This window comes from Mesorhizobium sp. P3_A2 (genome assembly GCF_056403115.1).
This window is the reverse complement of the sequence record NZ_JBFUGC010000002.1, coordinates 356,561-373,732: the sequence shown is the minus strand read 5'-3', so window position 1 is coordinate 373,732 and position 17,172 is coordinate 356,561. Positions and strand designations below refer to the sequence as shown.

Annotated in this window: 19 protein-coding genes; 11 read left to right on the top strand and 8 right to left on the bottom strand. The window is 64.6% G+C overall.

Features of this window, described 5'->3' with window-relative positions:
- Both AC1DXM_RS06340 and AC1DXM_RS06335 read left to right on the top strand, forming a co-directional pair.
- A complete protein-coding gene (locus AC1DXM_RS06340) occupies positions 1 to 486 on the top strand; it encodes a MarR family winged helix-turn-helix transcriptional regulator (protein WP_477232278.1) in 486 nt (161 codons plus the stop codon).
- Positions 483 to 1,163 (top strand): GNAT family N-acetyltransferase, encoded by a 681-nt coding sequence (locus AC1DXM_RS06335; protein WP_477232277.1) that lies wholly within the window; start codon positions 483 to 485, stop codon positions 1,161 to 1,163. Before AC1DXM_RS06340 ends, AC1DXM_RS06335 begins: the two co-directional genes overlap by 4 nt.
- Before the next feature lie 22 nt (positions 1,164 to 1,185).
- Here AC1DXM_RS06335 and AC1DXM_RS06330 read toward each other — a convergent pair whose 3' ends face one another.
- Complete coding sequence (locus AC1DXM_RS06330) at positions 1,186 to 1,410, bottom strand: hypothetical protein (protein ID WP_142867420.1); 225 nt, start codon at positions 1,408 to 1,410, stop codon at positions 1,186 to 1,188.
- A 242-nt stretch (positions 1,411 to 1,652) separates the two neighbouring features.
- On the opposite strand from AC1DXM_RS06330, the gene AC1DXM_RS06325 reads away from it, so the two are divergent.
- Together AC1DXM_RS06325 and AC1DXM_RS06320 are read left to right on the top strand one after the other, a co-directional pair.
- Positions 1,653 to 1,994 (top strand): hypothetical protein, encoded by a 342-nt coding sequence (locus tag AC1DXM_RS06325; RefSeq protein ID WP_192257146.1) that lies wholly within the window; start codon positions 1,653 to 1,655, stop codon positions 1,992 to 1,994.
- A gap of 4 nt (positions 1,995 to 1,998) precedes the next feature.
- Positions 1,999 to 2,718, top strand: a complete 720-nt coding sequence (locus AC1DXM_RS06320) for a phosphatase PAP2 family protein (RefSeq protein WP_477232276.1) — start codon at positions 1,999 to 2,001, stop codon at positions 2,716 to 2,718.
- Between the two features lie 217 nt (positions 2,719 to 2,935).
- Here AC1DXM_RS06320 and AC1DXM_RS06315 read toward each other — a convergent pair whose 3' ends face one another.
- Positions 2,936 to 3,754, bottom strand: a complete 819-nt coding sequence (locus AC1DXM_RS06315) for an SMP-30/gluconolactonase/LRE family protein (protein WP_477232275.1) — start codon at positions 3,752 to 3,754, stop codon at positions 2,936 to 2,938.
- A 113-nt stretch (positions 3,755 to 3,867) separates the two neighbouring features.
- On the opposite strand from AC1DXM_RS06315, the gene AC1DXM_RS06310 reads away from it, so the two are divergent.
- Entirely contained in the window at positions 3,868 to 4,668 is an 801-nt protein-coding gene (locus tag AC1DXM_RS06310; RefSeq protein WP_352557824.1) for a helix-turn-helix domain-containing protein, read from the top strand.
- 189 nt (positions 4,669 to 4,857) lie between these two features.
- Entirely contained in the window at positions 4,858 to 6,234 is a 1,377-nt protein-coding gene (locus tag AC1DXM_RS06305) for an adenylate/guanylate cyclase domain-containing protein (protein ID WP_477232274.1), read from the top strand.
- 19 nt (positions 6,235 to 6,253) lie between these two features.
- On the opposite strand, the gene AC1DXM_RS06300 is transcribed toward AC1DXM_RS06305, so the two are convergent.
- Genes AC1DXM_RS06300 through AC1DXM_RS06290 form a run of 3 tightly spaced genes read right to left on the bottom strand, consistent with a single transcriptional unit; the run spans position 6,254 to position 8,543 of the window.
- Positions 6,254 to 7,081 (bottom strand): C40 family peptidase, encoded by an 828-nt coding sequence (locus tag AC1DXM_RS06300; RefSeq protein ID WP_477232273.1) that lies wholly within the window; start codon positions 7,079 to 7,081, stop codon positions 6,254 to 6,256.
- A gap of 47 nt (positions 7,082 to 7,128) precedes the next feature.
- A complete protein-coding gene (locus AC1DXM_RS06295) occupies positions 7,129 to 8,073 on the bottom strand; it encodes a CHAD domain-containing protein (protein WP_477232272.1) in 945 nt (314 codons plus the stop codon).
- Positions 8,070 to 8,543: a CYTH domain-containing protein gene (locus tag AC1DXM_RS06290; RefSeq protein ID WP_477232271.1), complete on the bottom strand. Its 474-nt coding sequence runs from the start codon at positions 8,541 to 8,543 to the stop codon at positions 8,070 to 8,072. The genes AC1DXM_RS06295 and AC1DXM_RS06290 overlap by 4 nt, the downstream gene beginning before the upstream one ends.
- 91 nt (positions 8,544 to 8,634) lie before the next feature.
- Here AC1DXM_RS06290 and AC1DXM_RS06285 point away from each other — a divergent pair, with 91 nt between their 5' ends.
- Genes AC1DXM_RS06285 through AC1DXM_RS06270 form a run of 4 tightly spaced genes read left to right on the top strand, consistent with a single transcriptional unit; the run spans position 8,635 to position 12,333 of the window.
- On the top strand, positions 8,635 to 9,333 hold the full coding sequence (locus AC1DXM_RS06285; RefSeq protein ID WP_477232270.1) for a CerR family C-terminal domain-containing protein: 699 nt from the start codon (positions 8,635 to 8,637) through the stop codon (positions 9,331 to 9,333).
- On the top strand, positions 9,330 to 10,283 hold the full coding sequence (locus AC1DXM_RS06280; protein WP_477232269.1) for an HlyD family secretion protein: 954 nt from the start codon (positions 9,330 to 9,332) through the stop codon (positions 10,281 to 10,283). The genes AC1DXM_RS06285 and AC1DXM_RS06280 overlap by 4 nt, the downstream gene beginning before the upstream one ends.
- Positions 10,280 to 11,200 carry an ABC transporter ATP-binding protein gene (locus AC1DXM_RS06275; RefSeq protein WP_477232268.1) on the top strand — a complete coding sequence of 307 codons (921 nt, stop codon included), beginning with the start codon at positions 10,280 to 10,282 and terminating at the stop codon, positions 11,198 to 11,200. Before AC1DXM_RS06280 ends, AC1DXM_RS06275 begins: the two co-directional genes overlap by 4 nt.
- Entirely contained in the window at positions 11,197 to 12,333 is a 1,137-nt protein-coding gene (locus AC1DXM_RS06270) for an ABC transporter permease (protein ID WP_477232267.1), read from the top strand. Before AC1DXM_RS06275 ends, AC1DXM_RS06270 begins: the two co-directional genes overlap by 4 nt.
- A gap of 4 nt (positions 12,334 to 12,337) precedes the next feature.
- On the opposite strand, the gene AC1DXM_RS06265 is transcribed toward AC1DXM_RS06270, so the two are convergent.
- The 3 genes from AC1DXM_RS06265 to AC1DXM_RS06255 all read right to left on the bottom strand — a co-directional run bounded on the left by AC1DXM_RS06265 (position 12,338) and on the right by AC1DXM_RS06255 (position 14,697).
- Positions 12,338 to 12,937: a DNA-3-methyladenine glycosylase gene (locus AC1DXM_RS06265; protein ID WP_477232266.1), complete on the bottom strand. Its 600-nt coding sequence runs from the start codon at positions 12,935 to 12,937 to the stop codon at positions 12,338 to 12,340.
- Positions 12,938 to 12,955: 18 nt separating this feature from the next.
- The gene (locus AC1DXM_RS06260; RefSeq protein WP_477232265.1) at positions 12,956 to 13,336 is read right to left on the bottom strand and encodes a nuclear transport factor 2 family protein; all 381 of its coding nucleotides are present in this window, start codon (positions 13,334 to 13,336) and stop codon (positions 12,956 to 12,958) included.
- A gap of 383 nt (positions 13,337 to 13,719) precedes the next feature.
- Positions 13,720 to 14,697 carry a threonine/serine dehydratase gene (locus tag AC1DXM_RS06255; protein ID WP_477232264.1) on the bottom strand — a complete coding sequence of 326 codons (978 nt, stop codon included), beginning with the start codon at positions 14,695 to 14,697 and terminating at the stop codon, positions 13,720 to 13,722.
- A gap of 199 nt (positions 14,698 to 14,896) precedes the next feature.
- Here AC1DXM_RS06255 and AC1DXM_RS06250 point away from each other — a divergent pair, with 199 nt between their 5' ends.
- Entirely contained in the window at positions 14,897 to 16,918 is a 2,022-nt protein-coding gene (locus AC1DXM_RS06250; protein WP_477232263.1) for a hydantoinase/oxoprolinase N-terminal domain-containing protein, read from the top strand.
- Positions 16,919 to 17,172: the final 254 nt, after the last annotated feature.

Below are 17,172 nucleotides of genomic sequence, written 5' to 3'. Positions count from 1 at the left end.
ATGGAAGACATCATTCGATCTCTTGGCTACCTCACCCTCGGCAGCAGGCTGAAGCGCATCGGCGAGCAGCTGCAGGCCGATACGCAGCGCATGCTCGATGGCCTGGAGGTTCCGGTCCAGTCGAGCCAGTACCCTCTGCTGGCCGCGCTTGATCGGCTCGGGCCGCTGCCGGTCGGCGAGCTGGCGCAGTCGCTCGGCATCACCCAGCCGGGCGTGACGCGCAGCGTGGCGCTGCTGGCCGAGCTGGACCTAGTCGAGGCCATTCAGTCGGACGGCGACCAGCGACGGCGAATGGTCTCGCTGACCAAGAATGGTCAACGTCTGGTCGACAGAGCGAAGCGGGACGTCTGGCCGCGCATCGAGAATGCCGTCGCCGACCTGTGCAAAGGCCTTGCAGGGCCACTTCTAGAACAACTCTCGGCCATCGAGGACGGCCTGGCGGCGGCTCCGCTCGATCGTCGCGTAAAGCAGGGTGTCGCGCCATGAGCCATATCCTCGACCGACCCGTCTGGAGCGCGCTCGACACGCGGCATCGAATCTTTGCCTATGGCGACAAGCTCGCCAGGCGTTATCCCTCCTCGATCGTTCCCTTCGCCGCCACCGCGACCGACGACGCCGAAAGCCTGCAGGCGCTCACAAGACTCGTTCCCGCAGGTGAAAGCGTGTTCATGCTTCAGGCGGATCCTATTGCCCTGCCGTCTGAACTGACCGCGACCGTGACCGCCTTCGGTGTTCAGATGGTCGCCGAGGCGCCGTTGCCCGCCGTGTCGGATGAGCGCGTCCAGCAACTGACGCTGGACGATGCGGCCGAGATGCTCGCTCTGGCGACGCTGACCAAGCCCGGGCCGTTCACGCTCAAGGCGCTCAGTCTCGGCGATTTCTGGGGCGTGAAGATCAATGGCAGGCTGGCGGCGATGGCCGACGAGCGCATGAAGCAGCCCGGATACAGCGAACTCAGCGGCGTATGCTCGCATCCGGACTTTCGCGGCGGCGGCCTTGGCCGGCTGCTGTCGCTGTTCGTGTCGAACCGGATCATGGCGCGCGGCGAGGTGCCCTACCTGCACGCCTATGCCAACAATGCCAACGCGATTCGGTTATACGAATCCATCGGCTTCAAGCTAAGGTCGGAGATGAACGTGGCCGTCGTGCAGCGCGCCGGCTAGGCCAAGGGCCATCCTCACGGCTTCACGCCGATTTCGGCTCCAACCGGCGGAACCCGACGGTTTCCATAAGCATGTCCTCCTCGACCATGCCGGCATTGTGGAGCGCGAGCACGTTCAGCGCGATCTCCCGTGCCTCGGCCGAATCGGGATGCACGTCGCGCCTGCGGCAGGCCTCGTCGAACACACGTTGCAGCTTGGCGATGTCATCGGGCCTGAGCAGGCCACGGTCATAAACAGACTTCGGCATGGCAGCCTCCTCTAGAAGACCTAGGGCGCCATGATTAAATGTCCAATCTTTCCCGAGGCTTGAGTGGAACAGTCGCCTGGATTTGGGTGAATCCGGCCCGCGCGTTGGCAATCAGGCCGCGATCTTGCTGCCACCCACCGGCTGCCTCTCGTCACCGGTCGGGCTTGTTCCGCTGCAGTCTGCTTGACGAGCCGGCGCGCTTGCGAAACAAGGGCTGCCAAGAACGGCAGCGAGGCACAAAAGTGAGTTTCTGGGGACTGGCGCAGCTCGTCATTTCGACGGTCATTTTCCTTTTGGCGGCAATCGCGGCCAAGCAATGGGGGCTGGCGCCGAGCCTCGGCAAGATCCTGCTGACGCTGGCGCTCTATACGGCGGGCAATCTGATGATGCTGCGGCTGGTCCGCGAGTTCGGCATGTCGGTCTCGTTCAGCCTGTCGGCGGTGATCCAGCTGGTAGCGGTCAACGCCGTAGCGCTGGTGTTCTTCGGCGAGCGCGTCAATGCCTTGCAGGCAACCGGCATTGTGCTGGCCATCGCCGCCGTGGCGCTGATCACACTCGGGCCCTATCTGCAGGGGCGGTTATAGTCCGATGAAGGCCGCCATCCGTACCCTCGCCAACAGGATCGAATTTCCGGTGCTGCTCGCCGGACTGATCATCGCCGGCGGACTGTGGGGGTTCGAGGAGCTGATGGAAGTGGCGCGCGACACCACCCCGCATGCTTTCGATACCGAGATCCTGCTCGCCTTCCGCCAGGCCGGCCATCCCGAGGTTCCGCTCGGCCCGCTCTGGCTGCAGGGAGCGATGCGCGACATCACCAGCCTCGGCAGCTCCGCGGTGCTGGTGCTGATCGTGGCGGCGGTGATTGTCTATCTGCTGCTGATCCGCAAGGCAGGAACGGCGCTGTTCATCCTGGTGGCGGTGGCTGGCGGCCAGGCGCTGTCCAGCCTGCTGAAAGCCGGCGTCGACCGGCCGCGCCCGGACCTCGTCTCTCACCTGGCCAACGAGACCTCGCTCTCGTTTCCAAGCGGCCATGCCATGGTTTCGGCGGTGACTTATCTGACGCTCGGCTCGTTGGCGGCGCGCTTCCTGCCGGGACGCACGACCAAGATCTTCGTGCTCTGCCTGGCGGTTTTGACGACGCTGCTGGTCGGCGTCAGCCGCGTCTATCTCGGCGTCCACTGGCCTTCCGACGTGCTCGCCGGCTGGTGCGCTGGCTTCGCCTGGGCAATGCTGTGCTGGCTGGCAGCGCGGCTGCTGCAGCGGCGGCATGCGGTGGCAGATAGTGACAGCGAGCTTGAAGAAAACTAACGGTCCGGAGCGGAAATCAGATCAGCCGGTTGATCAGCCCGTGCCCGCAGCCTGCCAGCAGAAAAACCGCCGACACCCACGGCGTCAAGCGGCCGCTGGTGACTTTTGCTGCCTCGATCAACGATGCGCGGGCGCAACTCAAAGCCGTACCCGCTGACTGAGCAGGCAAGTGTGCGTTGTCAGTCCAGGCTCAGCACCGCGATCTCGCCTTCGTTCATCAGCGGCACGAAGATCCGCGTGCCGTCCGTGCCGATGTCGGCGCTGCCCGGCTTGAACTGCGCCACAACCTGTGGGGCGCCGCCACCTTGTAGCGATAGAGCGTGCCGGTCATGTAGGCGGTGGCGTAGATGCTGTCGCCGATGGCGACGGCGCCGTCGAGGTCAGCGAAATTTTGCGCGCCGGGCAATGGCGTGACGGCTTTGCTGGCGATATCCACCGACAACAGGCCGCCGGGCTCGGCGGTGCTGAAATCGGGCCTGATGCCCTTGCCCCAGGACGCCACGATCAGCCGATGGCCATCGGCAAAGACACCGTTGGGTGACGCCAGCATCGCGTCCTTGACGAACAACTCGGGCTTGTCGCCGTCGATGCGGTAGATGGCGTCGGCCAGCATATCGGTGACATAAATTTTGCCCGAACTGTCCGATGTCACGTCGTTGAGGAAGACGGCGCCAGGCACATCGATGGTCGACACGAGCTTGCCGCTGGCGAGATCGACGACGCGCACCTTGGTTATGTCGGCGACGTAGAGCTTGCCGCCGGTGATCGCCGAGCCCTTCGGCGCATCCATGCCGTCGGCCCAGTGTTGCGTTATCGTCTTGCCGTCCGGCGACAGCACCGAGAGATAACCGTTACCGTCGGCTTCGCCGGGATTGCCGACGATGTTGGAGACGATGATGCGGTTGTTGGCGGCGTCGAACAGCGCCGATTCCGGCTGCTGGAAGCCGGAGGCGCGCCAGACTTCGCCGGCCTCGGCGACCGGTACAAGCGCGATGCCGAAGGCGGCGAAACAAATCGAGGCGATGAGGGTTTTCATGGCCAGGTCTCCTGATGACGAGCGGAGAGCTAGAGATTTCGATACTTTTCGGAAAGTCCGATTGCCGCTAGTATCGAAACTCGATACCAAATGGCGTAAAAGAGGTGCATCCCATGAATGGCCTGATCTTCGAGGCGCTGAAGCGGACGTTGAAGGCCAAGGGCGTCACCTATCGCGACCTTGCCGAGCGCATGGGCGTTTCCGAGCCGACGGTGAAGCGCATCTTCCATGAGCGCAATTGCAAGCTCGACCGGTTGGTGGAGATTTGCGCGGCCGCCGGCGTCGAGCTGGAAAATGTGCTGGGGTCGATGAACAGGGGACCAGGACCGGTCAACCGCATCGCACCGGAGATTGAGCGCAAGCTCGCCGGGCGGCCGGCGCTGCTGTTCATCTTCGTCATGCTGTCGGAGAAATTCACGCCCGAGGGCGTCATGCGCTCGCAAGGCCTGAGCGAAGCCTCGATGTTCCTCTATCTGCGCGATCTCGAAGCGCTCGGGCTGATCGCGCTGGGCAGCGGGCTGTCGGCACGGCTGCTGGTCGACACGCCGATCCAGTGGAATTTCGAAGGGCCGCTCAGGCCATTGTTCGAGATGACCAACAAGAATTTCATCGGCTGGGCGATCACCCATCTGGAGCGGGAAGCGACCTTTGTCTCCTTCTCGCGGCGGATGCGGCCGGAAACGGCCGAGATGGTGAAGCGCGAGGCCGAGGAACTGGCCGAGCGCGTCAAGCTGCTCGCCCATCACGACCAGCACACAACGCCCGAGGATGGGCTGACCGGCTACAAATGGACGTTTGCTTTCGGTGCGACGCCGTTTCCGGCGATCATGCCGATCGGCCCGCACCCCAGGGATGCCGGAGCGTTCGACCGGCCCGCGGCTCCTGCAAAGGGACGCCGTCCTTTGCCGGCCTGACATGGCCAAGCCTCCGCCTGTCCTGCTGCGGTTTTCACCATGATCCTTTGTCTGGACGGTTTTGCTCTTTGCAGCCGCATTTCAAAAATGAAACCACATTCATGATAGAGTTCGCGCACTGATTTGCCAGACTGTAGAGGTCGGGTTTGCCGAGTGCGTGACACGTCCCCGTGAAATCGAAGTGATCCCATGCCGACCGCGCCAACACTTGAACTTCGCCGCTATTCGCGCCTGAAAAATTTGCGGGCGCGCGCAGAACGCCAGGGTGCTGCATTGCAGTTCTGGGCGCGTACGGCATCGCTCGCCGTGATCTCCTGCTTCTTTTCATTGATCAGCCGCTGGGATGCCTCGCTGCTCTTCGTGCTGGCGGGCCTGTTGCTGTTCCAGCTCGTCGGCCTGATCCAGTTTCGCTTTGCGCGCCGTCGCACGGCGCGATGGTGGATCGGTTACCTCGTCGGTACGCTGGACATCATTCTGTTGACCGTTCTGCTGGTAACGCCCAACCCGTTTTCCCAGGAGGTCGCGCCGGCCGCGATGCAACTGCGCGAGGGCAGTTTCAAATTCCTGCTGATTTTCGTATGCCTTGGCGCGCTGACCCTTTCGACACGATTGGCGCTCTATCTCGGCGCGCTCGCGGCCTTGACGTGGACGATTGGCGTGGGATGGGTGATTTTTCGTCCGGGAACCGTCATTCCGGCGACGAACCTCTATTCGATGCCGGTGACAGAGCGACTGAACCTCTATCTCAACCCCAATTTCGTCGATACATTCGCGCAGGCGACCAACGTGTTGGTCGTGCTGATTATCGGCGCAATCATGGCGCTGGTCGTCTCTCGTTCCCGACATCTGTCGGAAGACTATGTCAAGGCAGAGCGTGCCCGCGCCAATCTCGCCCGGCATTTTTCGCCCAATGTCGTCGACCAGCTCGCCACGGATGACGAGCCCTTCGGCCCGGTCCGCCGGCAGGATATCGCGGTGCTGTTCGCCGACATCGTCGGCTTCACACATTATTCCGAGGATCATCCCGCCGAAGCAGTGTTCGAACTTCTGCGTCAGTTCCACCGTCGCATGGAGCAGGTCGTTTTCGACCACCATGGCACCGTCGATAACTATATCGGCGATTGCATCATGGCGACATTCGGCGTTCCGCAAGCCAGCCATGACGACGCGACTCGGGCCATTCAATGCGCTGAAGCGATGATCGCCGCTCTCGAAGACTGGAATGTGCAACGGGTGTCCAGGGGATACCCGCCGCTGGACGTTCGGATCGGTGCACAATATGGCGCTGTCGTCATCGGCGCGGTCGGCAGCGAGCGCAATCTGTCCTTCGCGGTGGTGGGCGACACCGTCAACGTCGCCAGCCGTTTGCAGTCGCTCTGCCGTGAGCTTCAGGCGAATATTTGCTTTGGGTCACGACTGATTGAGGCCGCGAAGGCGGAATCGCCCACGACACAGTTGAATGCGCGCGATCATGGACCGGTGAGCATCCGCGGCCGGGACGAACCGGTCCATGTCTGGGTCGAACACAGAGCCGAAAACCGGGGCGCTATCGCGGTTTCGGCATGATGCGAGCCGCGCCAAGCCATCACGTGTCTGAGGCGATTGCGCCAGCCTTCGCGGCTGCGACGTCTGTGCTTGCCTTGTCGTCCCAGGTCACCGCCCGGTAGTCGAAGCCATATTCCAGCGTCGGCTTGACGATGCGGAAAAAGGGCGACAGGTCGAAATCGCGCGGCGTGTAGAGCGAATGGTGGCGGATGTGCAGGATTTCCCGGCGTGAATAGCTCGACTGCGCCGAGGCGCGGCCGGGCGCGCGGGTGATCTCGGGCAGGATCGGATAGCGGATCTCGCCATAGGCCTCGGCAATCAGCGTCGAGCAGATGGCGCGCGTCGGATCGCCGGAGCCGAAAGCCAGCATGCGGCGGCGCCAGCGCACCGGCACCGGCGGTGCCGGCAGGAAAAAGCGCAGCATGTCGAAGATGTTCTTGAGGTCGTATTTCAGGCCGAGCTTGCCGATCATGAAGGCGACGACCTTGTCGCGGTCTTCCGGCGTCAGGCCGCTCGCGCGGCAGATGCGCGTGTTGTAGGTGCGGTAGCGCGACAGCGGCACGGCGACACAGCCTTCGCCGAGCGTAACCTCGATCAGGCGCGGCCGCTCCGATCCATCAGCGGGTTCGGGCAAGGCATCGCCAACATAGAAGGCGGCGTGCGACCATGTCGACTGGGTCAGGTATTTGATGGCCGCGGAGATCTTCTGGTTGCCCTCGATGAGCAGGATGTCGCCGGGTTCGAGCGCGCGACGCAGCGTCTCGGCGTCGGACGGCGTGTAGGGCTCATAGCCGGAGGATTCGTCCTGCAGCCGGCCGGCAAGCCAGCGGCCAAGTCGGTCGAGAAGCGTTTCGGCGGGCGCGGTCATCGTAGAGCGTGACTAGCACGGGGTGGTGGGCGAGGGCCAGCGGGCCGTCAGCCGACCGTCGCGTTCGCGTCTTCCTGGGTCGCCGGGCCGGCGAGATCGTCGCGCGCATTGCGGGCAAGTTTCTTCGTCGAGCGCTTCGGGTTGTCGCCGAACAGCCCGGCAGCCCCGGCGAGACAGGCCTTCTTCAGGCTCTTTTCCGAGCGCTTCAAAAGCTTGCCCAGAAGCTTTGTGTCCTGCGCATCGCCGAGCGGCTCGCCGTCGGCTTCGAGCAGGGCGCGCATGACGAAGACATCGTGCAGTTCGCCGAGCTTTTCGCCCAGTTCGTCGACCGCCTTGCGCCGCACCTTGATCGGCGTCGGCCACAGCCGGCCGAGCAACGACAGATGCATCGAGTGGGTCTTTGCCGCCTTGCGCAGGTCGTGGAAATCCTCTGCCGCGCCGCGCGATCCCGCTCTGTCCAGCGCCTTCCTGGCGCGGCGCAAGGTCTTGCGGGCGCCGTCGGCGAGCACGTCGGCGGCGTGTTCGGGCAGATCCGGGAGCAGCAGCCGCTCTATCCGGACAAGGCCTTCCTCGCAGGCAGACGTCGCAGCACCTATGGCGGCGTCGAGGCCGGCGCCGGCATGGATTTCATGCTGGCGCGCAACCAGCCGGTCGCGCACGCTGTCGAGGCCGCCGCCGGCAACATGCTCTGGAAAGGCGGCCGCCAGCCGGTCGATGGTCTCGACCAGCGCGGTTGCCTCACGCGGACCCGCCAGCAGGGCCGCCACCTGGCGGTAGCACTGGTTTTCAGTTTGGCAAAACGTTTCGTTACCGGAATGGACCAGGCGTAGCAAGGCGCGCGCGCTCTTCAGCCGCTTGCGGCATTTGTGCAGCGCCTGCTCCGGCCGGTCATGCGCCGCGGCCAGATGCGCAAGCGCCTTGCCGATTTCCTCGCCAAGGATGCGTCTGACCTCGCCGGTCAGCGGCAGGCGCGGATCGATGCGAAAACTCATGCGGCGATCTCCGGAATCCCCCCAAGGGCGAGCGACGCGTTGTAAAACCTTTGCTCGCCGGTCACTTCGCGGCCGAGCCAATCAGGCAGCATTTCGTCAGGTACATCCTCCGGCGTCTCGAGCTCGGCCACCACCAGGCCAGCAAGAATCCCGCCGAAAACATCGACTTCGTAGAGATAGCCGCGATGCCTAACATGGTGGCGTGTCTTCTCGATGACATGTCCGATAGCGAAGGCCAGCATCTCCTCGGCATCGGCCAGCGGGATCGGATATTCGTATTCGTCGCGCTCGCGGGCGCGGCTGCCGAATTTGAGCGTCAGCTTCGCCGAGCTGCCGTCGCTGATGCGCACCCGCACGGTGCGGCCGGGGGCTGCGGCAAGGTAGAACTGGCGAATGCGGATATCCGCCTCGGCCAGATTGCGCCATTCGGCGCTGGAGACCAGGAACTTGCGTTCGACTTCCTTGCCCATGGCTGCGCACTAAAGCGTCTGCGGCTCGACATGGCAAGCCGGCACAGAGAATCAATTTGACTTTAATCAATCGATTGATTAAATAGCTGGCATGATCAAACCAGCACCCGACAAAATGCCCCGCCAGGAGACATCGCCCGCCGAGCAGACGCGCGCCGCACTCGTGCTGGCCGCGCTCAAACTGTTCGGACGGCAGGGCTTCGACGGCACCTCGACGCGCGAGATCGCGGCGGAGGCCAAGGCTAATATCGGCTCCATCGCTTATCATTTCGGCAGCAAGGAAGGGCTGCGCGCGGCCGCCGCCGACCACATTGTCGAGACCATCCAGGCAATCGCGGGACAAGCGATCGGAACTGCGCCGGCTCAATCCACCCCCGAGGTTGCCAGGGCGCAGCTGTTCGCGGCGCTGGAGCGCATGGTGGGGTTCATCGTCGCGAGTCCCGAGGCCGGCGAGATCGTACAATTCGTACTCCGAGAGCTCTCGCATCCCACGGCGGCGCTCGACCGCATCTATGCCGGCGTGTTCGAGCCGACGCATCGGCGGCTCTGCCAGGTCTGGGAACAGGCGACCGGCGAGCCGGCAGAGAGCGAGGCCACCAAGCTCACGGTTTTCACGCTGATCGGCCAGGTCATCTATTTCCGCATCGGCCGCGAGGCGGTGCTGCGCCGAATGGGCTGGCGCGAGATCGGCGTCGCGGAAGCCGCCAAGGTGGTGGCGGTCGCCACCAACAACCTCGAGGCCATGCTGGGCGCGCGAAAGCCGGCCGCCCGCAAGGAGGGCAAGCGATGAGTTTTCTCTGTTCCCTGCCGCTCGCGGCCCAGCTGTTCAGCGCCTGCGCGCCGGCGGCACCCCTGGCCGTCGGCTATGTCGAGGGCGAGTATGTCTTGTTGGCGCCGATCGAGGTGGCGCAGGTCGAGACCGTCAAGGTCAAGCGCGGCGACCGTGTCGAGCCCAACACGCCGGTGGTGACGCTGGAAAGCGCCGACGCCAAGATTGCCGTGGCGCAAGCCGAAGCGGCGCTCGCCCAGGCGCAGGCGCAGCTTGCCGACCTGCAGGTTGGCAAAAGACCGGAAGAGATTGCCGTGCTGAAGGCCGAGGTCGACATGGCCCGCGCGCAAGCCACCGACGCCAGGCGCCGCTATGACCGCGCCAGCGATCTGTTCAAGCGCGGCACCGGCACGCAGGCCGACTACGACACCGCGTCCGCAACGCTGGAGACGGCCAATGCGCAGGTCGGCCAGGCGGAAGCCAATCTCGCGGTCGGCGGCCTGCCGGCGCGGCCCGAAACGATCAAGGCGGCCGACAACCAGGTCAAGCAGGCGCAGTCGGCGCTGGAACAGGCTGAGTGGCGGCTGTCGAAGCGGGTGCTGGCGGCGCCCTCGCCCGGCCGCGTCAACGACGTCATCCGCAACCCCGGCGATACCGCCGGCCCGACCGCGCCCGTCATCTCGATGCTGCCCGATGGCGCCGTGAAACTCAGCGTCTATATCCCGGAAAGAGCCTTTTCATCGATCAAGGTCGGCACGCTGCTTTCCGTCCATTGCGACGGCTGCGGCGAGGGCGTGAAGGCGCGCGTCAGCTATGTCTCGCCCGATCCGGAATTCACCCCGCCGGTGATCTACTCGCTCGAGAACCGGCAGAAGCTGGTCTACCTCGTCGAGGCGCGGCCGGAGGGCGATGCACAAGCGCTGCAGCCGGGGCAGATCGTCGATGTCGAGCTGGCGGCCTCGGCAAAATGAACGCCATCGACGTTCATGGCCTGGTCAAGCGCTTCGGCGACAAGACCGTCGTCGACCATGTGACGATGGCGGTGGCCGAAGGCGAGATCGTCGGCTTTCTCGGCCCGAACGGTTCCGGCAAGACGACGACCATCCGCATCATGTGCGGCCTGCTGACGCCCGACGAGGGCGAAGGCACGGTGCTGGGTTTCAACATCCGAACCGACTCGCTCCGGATCAAGCGCGAAGTCGGCTATATGACGCAGAAATTCTCGTTCTACGAGGATCTGACCATCGGCGAGAACCTCGAATTCGTGGCGCGGCTCTACCGGCTGAAGCCGGTCGAGGAGCATGTGGCGCGCACGCTGGAAGAACTTGGCCTGACGACGCGCCGCAACCAGCTCGCCGGCACGCTGTCGGGCGGCTGGAAGCAGCGCCTGGCGCTCGCCGCCTGCATTATGCACAAGCCGAAGCTGCTCTTGCTCGACGAGCCGACCGCCGGCGTCGACCCGAAGGCGCGGCGCGAGTTTTGGGACGAGATCCATCGTCTCGCCAGCGGCGGCCTGACCGTGCTGGTCTCCACCCACTATATGGACGAGGCCGAGCGCTGCCACCGCATCAGCTACATCTCCTACGGCAAGATGCTGGCCACCGGCACGGTGGACGAAGTGGTGAAGAATGCCGGGCTGACTACCTTCGTGCTGCAGGGGCCGCACCTCGACCAGGTCGCCGATGCCCTGAAGGAACGGCCGGGCGTCGACCAGGTTGCGCCGTTCGGCGCCACGCTGCATGTCGTTGGCTCCGACAAGGCAGCACTCGAGAAGGCGCTTGCCGATGTCGAGAAGGAGCATAAAGGCGTCACCGTAAAACCCGGTGAGACCAGCCTCGAGGATGTGTTCATCCAGTTCATGTCCGGCTCGAAGGACAATATGGCATGAACAGCGTCTTCTCCTTCGCCAGGCTCGGTGCGCTGCTGATCAAGGAATTCATCCAGATGCGGCGCGACCGCATCACCTTCGCCATGATGCTGGGCGTGCCGCTTTTACAGTTGGTGCTGTTCGGCTATGCCATCAACAACGATCCCAAAAGCCTGCCGGCCGCACTCGTGGCGACCAGCAACGACCCCTACACCCGCGCCATTGTCGCGGCCCTGCAGACGACCGGCTACTACCGCTTCGACCATGTCGCGCAAAGTGCCGAGCAAGCCGAATTCCTGATGGCGCGCGGCGACGTTTCCTTCGTCGTCACCATCCCCGCCGATTTCGGCCGCCGGGTCGAACGCGGCGACAATCCGCAGATCCTGATCGAGGCCGACGCCACCGATCCGGCCGCCGCCAGCGGCGCAATCTCGACTCTAAGCACCGTCGCCAGCCAGGCGCTGCTTCGAGCGCAAGGCATGCAGGAGGCGGCGGCCGAGAACGCCAGGGGCCAGCTCGACGTGGTGGTGCACCGGCGCTACAACCCGGAAGGCATCTCGCAATACAACATCGTTCCCGGGCTGCTCGGCGTCATCCTGCAGATGACCATGGTGATGATGACCTCGATCGCGCTGACACGCGAGACCGAGCGCGGCACGATGGAGAACCTGCTGGCGATGCCGTCCAGTCCGCTCGAGATCATGCTGGGCAAGGTGCTGCCCTATCTGGCGGTCGGCGCGGTGCAGGTGGTGGTGGTCCTGGCGGCGTCGAAGCTCCTGTTTGCCATCCCCTTCACCGGTTCGATGTCGCTGCTGCTCACTGCCGTTCTTGTGTTCGTGCTGGCGCTGGTGCTGCTCGGCTACACCATCTCGACCATTGCCCGCACGCAAATGCAGGCACTGCAGCTGACCTTCTTCTTCTTCCTGCCGTCGATCCTGCTGTCGGGCTTCATGTTCCCCTATCGCGGCATGCCGGGCTGGGCGCAGACCTTCGGCGAGATTTTCCCGCTGACGCATTTTTTGCGCATCACCCGGGCGGTGATGCTGAAAGGCGCCGAGCTGCCGGCGGTGGCGAGCGAGATCACCTGGCTGGTTGCGTTCGTGGCCTTGTTTGCCGGCGTAGCACTCGTGCGATTCAGGCGGACACTGGACTAGGCTCTCAAGGGTTGAGCGATCTCGGACCGCTGACGAAGGGGCTGCCCCTGACATAAAACCGCAGCGGGCGGTCCGCATCCTTGGTAATGCCGATCCGGATGCCTTGGCCGATGTTGCCGGACTTATGTTCGTCTTCGGCCAGCCATAGCGGGCCTTGCCGGCACAGATCGAGGCCATCGAGCGAACGATCGATCCGCAACGCCTGGGCGAGCCGTCCCGGCCCTCGCGCCAGGTCACGCAGGCGCTCGACGCCTCGGCTCTGCCGCATAAGCGGAATGCCTTCGAGCGGTTCGAGCGCCCGGATCAGCACGCCGGTGCCGGTCCCCGCCCCTTCGCTTGAAACATTGAGCATCCAGGAGACGCCATAGGCGAGATAGACATAGGCGTGGCCGGCCTCGAGGAACAACGAGCGATTGCGCGGCGTCATCCCGCGATAGCCATGGCCGGCGGCGTCGCCGGTGACATAGGCTTCGGTTTCGACGATGCGGCCGCTGACGATGCCTTCCGGCAGCTCCCGCACCACCAGTCTGCCGATGAGGTAGCGGGCGAGAGCAGCCGTATCTTCCGGCAGTTCGGCGCGGTCGAGCGGGCGGAGGCCGGTCATGCTATCGCCGCCTGGTTTTCAAGATATCCGCTCGACCCATTGCGCACGCGAAGGTCCCGGATCGAACGGATCGCCGAAATACTGGGTCTCGCGGGCCACCTTGCCATCGAGGAACTCCATGATGCTCACCGTATAGGAGGGAATCCCGTCATAGGTCAGGACATATTCGGTGATCCAGAGGTCGCCTGAGCCGGTGATCCGCCGCACCGCGAAGCGCTTCTGGTTCGGCTGCGCGGCGCGCGACGACTGGATGTTTTGCCGACCTCGAATGCGCTCGCCCGATTGCGGATAATCGAGCACCGCGTCGTCGCGATAGATCTGATGCTCCGCCTCGAAATCATTGGCATCGGAGGCCGCCCAATGGCGATCCAGCGCCGCTCTTATGTCAGCGTCTGCCATGCCAGCTTTCCTCGGCCATCGGCGTCGATGTTGGCCCAACGGCCATGCGTTGGGCCGCTAGGTCCAAACTTCCGTTCCAGCAGGAAGATCATCTCGCTCGAAACCCTCAAGCAGACAACCCCACCGAGGCTGCTTTGGCGGGGGCGTCTTACGAATGTCCTCAAGCGTCAATGTCGCTCGTTTTTCTTCGCCGCTGGGGAGTACCAGCCTGACGGGTAGTCGAACAGGGCCGGTATATTCCGAAAGCAGTGGCCCGGGAATCACCAAAAATCCGCGTCCGGGGATTGCAAAGACGTCCTCGATAGTCAGCAGGTGCTTCGCCATCGCGCTACTTTATCCAGCGGATGAGAGACTGCAACGGCTCAAGCCGCCCGCACGCCTGCCTAGGCCGCGGCCATGATCTCGGCATAGGTGCTGAAATCGACATTGCCGCCCGATAGCACCACGGCCACGCATTTGCCCGACAGCTCGATCTCGCCCGATGACAATGCTGCCAGCGCCACGCAGCCACCAGGCTCGACCACCAGCTTGAGATGGGCCATGGCGTCGCGCATCGCCTGTGCCGCCGCCTTGTCTGAGACGGCGATCGCGCCGGCGAGGTTCTTGCGGTTGATCTCGAAGGTCATCTCGCCCGGCTCGGCAACCAGGATGGCATCGCAGATCGAGCTGTGGCCGGGTTCGTTCGAAACCCTTTTTCCCTCGATCAGCGAACGGCGGGTGTCGTCGAAATGCTCGGGCTCCACCGCCCAGACCGCCGTATCTGGCGAGGCGTCTTTGACCGCAATCGAAATGCCGCTCGACAGGCCGCCACCACCGCAAGGGATGAGAACCGCGTCGAGGCTGACGCCGAGCGCCTTGGCCTGGCGCATCAGTTCGAGGCCGATCGTGCCCTGGCCTGAGATGATGGCCGGATCGTCGAAGGGCGGCACCAGCACCATGCCCTTGTCCATATAGGGGCGCACCACGGTCATGCGGTCGTCGCGAAAACGATCGAACGGCACCACCTCGGCGCCCATCTTGCGGACGTTGGCGATCTTCATCGCGGGCGCGTCGGCGGGCATGGCGATGACTGCCTTGACGCCGAACATGGCGGCGGAAGCGGCGACGCCTTGTGCGTGGTTGCCCGACGAGAAAGCGACCACGCCGCGGCCGCGCTCTTCCTCGCTTAGCGTCGACAATTTGTTGTAGGCGCCGCGGAACTTGAACGAGCCGGTGCGCTGCAGCGTCTCAGGCTTGAACAGGATGCGGCCGCCGAAGCGCTTGTTGAGTTCCGACGATTCGATCAGCGGGGTTTCGACGATCAGGCCGGAGAGCCGCGCGGCGGCGGCGTGGATGTCGGCAATGCCGGGAAGCGTGGTCATGACGAAGTCCTGAGAGGGATGAGATCGGCGCATGGTGCACGCAAAGGCAGGCCGCGCACCAATGAAAAAATGTGACCGTTACAAAGTTTGGCGGGCATGCGAGGCGAGGAGGAGGGTCAAAACTGGCCCACCTCTCCCGCCTTTATCCGCGAGGCCGTATCGGCTATGGGCGGGGGAACAGAATTCCGGACCGCCAGAAATGACCACCAAGCCCAAACCCCTGTTCCTCGGCATCGACACCGGCGGCACCTATACCGATGCCGTGCTGTGGTCGGAACAAGGTGGTCCCAAAGGCAAGGTGCTGGCCAAGGCCAAGGCGCTGACCACGCGGCACGACCTTGCCGTCGGCATTTCCGGCGCGGTCGACGCGGTGCTGGAGAAATCCGCCACCGACCCGGCGGCGATCAAACTGGTGTCGATGTCGACGACGCTCGCCACCAACGCGTTGGTCGAGGGCCAGGGCGGTCGCGTTGCGCTGATCATGATCGGCTTTACCGAAGCCGACCTTGCCCGCGACGGGTTGAAGACCGCGCTCGGCACCGACCCGGTGGTGTTTTGTCCGGGCGGCCATGATGTCCACGGCAATGCGGCCAAGCTCGACCTTGCAGGCCTCGAGGCGGCGCTGCCCGAACTCGGCGCATCGGTGTCGGGCTTTGCCGTCTGTGCCTATTTCGCCACCCGTAATCCCGCGCATGAGCTTGCCGCGCGCGACCTGATCCGCGAAAAGACCGGCCTGCCCGTCACCGCCAGCCACGAATTGTCGGCCAAGCTCGGCGGCCCGCGCCGCGCGCTCACCACTTTGCTCAACGCCCGGCTGATCTCGATGATCGACCGGCTGGTGGCGGCGACCGAAGGCTTTCTCGAAGCGCGCAAGATCGTGGCGCCGCTGATGGTGGTACGCGGCGACGGCGCGCTGGTTTCGGCCGCCTTTGCCCGCCAGCGGCCGATCGAGACGATTTTGTCCGGCCCGGCCGCCAGCCTGGTCGGCGCCCGCCATATGACCGGCTTGGACAACGCCATGGTTTCCGACATTGGCGGCACCACAACGGATGTCGCCGTGCTCGATGGCGGCCGCCCGCGCCTCGATCCGGAAGGAGCCACGGTCGGCGGTTTCCGCACCATGGTCGAGGCGGTGGCCATGCGCACCTTCGGTCTCGGCGGCGATTCCGAAGTGGCGCTGGAAGACGGCGCGCTCAACCCGAAAATCCTGCTCGGGCCGCGCCGCCTGGTGCCCTTGGCGTTGGCCGGCATGATGCATGGTGTTTCCGTGACATCCGAGCTCGAACGCCAGCTGCGCGCACCGAACCCCGGCCGCATGGACGGCCGCTTTGCGCTGCGCACCGGCGTGCCGGACAGGCTTGCCGCCGGTCTGACCGCGCCCGAGGCAAAACTCTACGACCAGATCGGCACTGTACCGCTGGCCATCGACAGGCTGCTGGCCTCGAACGCCCAGAACGCCACGCTGAACCGGCTGGTCTCGCGCGGCCTGGTGCATATCTCGGGCTTCACCCCCTCGGATGCCGCCCATGTGCTGGGCAAGCAGGCCAACTGGGATGCGGCCACCGCACGCCTCGGCGCCGAACTCTTCGCCCGCAAGCGCGACGGCCGCGGCCAGAACATCGCCGCCTCCCCCGAGGTGATCTCCGAACGCGTGCTGCTGACCCTGACGCGCTGGTCGGCCGAATACATTTTGGAAACCGCTTTTGCCGAAGACGGGCTGGATGGCGCCGCTACCGTCGCGCACGCGCTGGTGCAGCGCGCCGTCGATGCCCATCCGGGCATCGCCAGGCTCTCGGTCGCGCTCGACCGTCCGGTCATCGGCCTCGGCGCCTCGGCGCCGTTGCACTATGCCGGCTTGGCCGAGCTGGTCGGCAATGAATGCGTGGTGCCGGAAGACACCGACGTCGCCAATGCCCTCGGCGCCGTCGTCGGCCAGGTCCGCGTCTCCGCCGAAGCCCGCGTCAGCCAGCCCAAGGAAGGCCTGTTTCGACTCGCCTCGGGGCAAACGGTGCGCGATTTCACCGACGAGGCCAAGGCGATCGCGGCGGCGGAAGCCGATGTGCGGGCGATCGTTGCCGAGCGGGCAAAGGATGCCGGCACGGACAATGCCGAGATCGATGTTTCGACTGAGTTCAAGGTTTCCACCGTCGAAGCCCAGCGTATGTTCATCGAAGCCCATGTGGTGGCGGTGGCGTCGGGAAGGCCGAGGATTGCGGTGTAGCGCGGGTAATCTCCCCCCTTGAGGGGGAGATGTCGCCGTAGGCGACAGAGGGGGTTCTAGCGCGTGGAGCGCTAACCTCCATCTGTCGCAGGAGGGCGAGCCCGGTCGCACCGACCCCCTCTGGCCGCTTCGCGGCCATCTCCCCCTCAAGGGGGGAGATTTGGCGGCGATTCCCGCCACCTTCACCCTAAGCTGAATTGACCCTTCACCCCTGACATGCCAAAGGCCGCAAAGCCTTTCATCTGGAGAAGCCC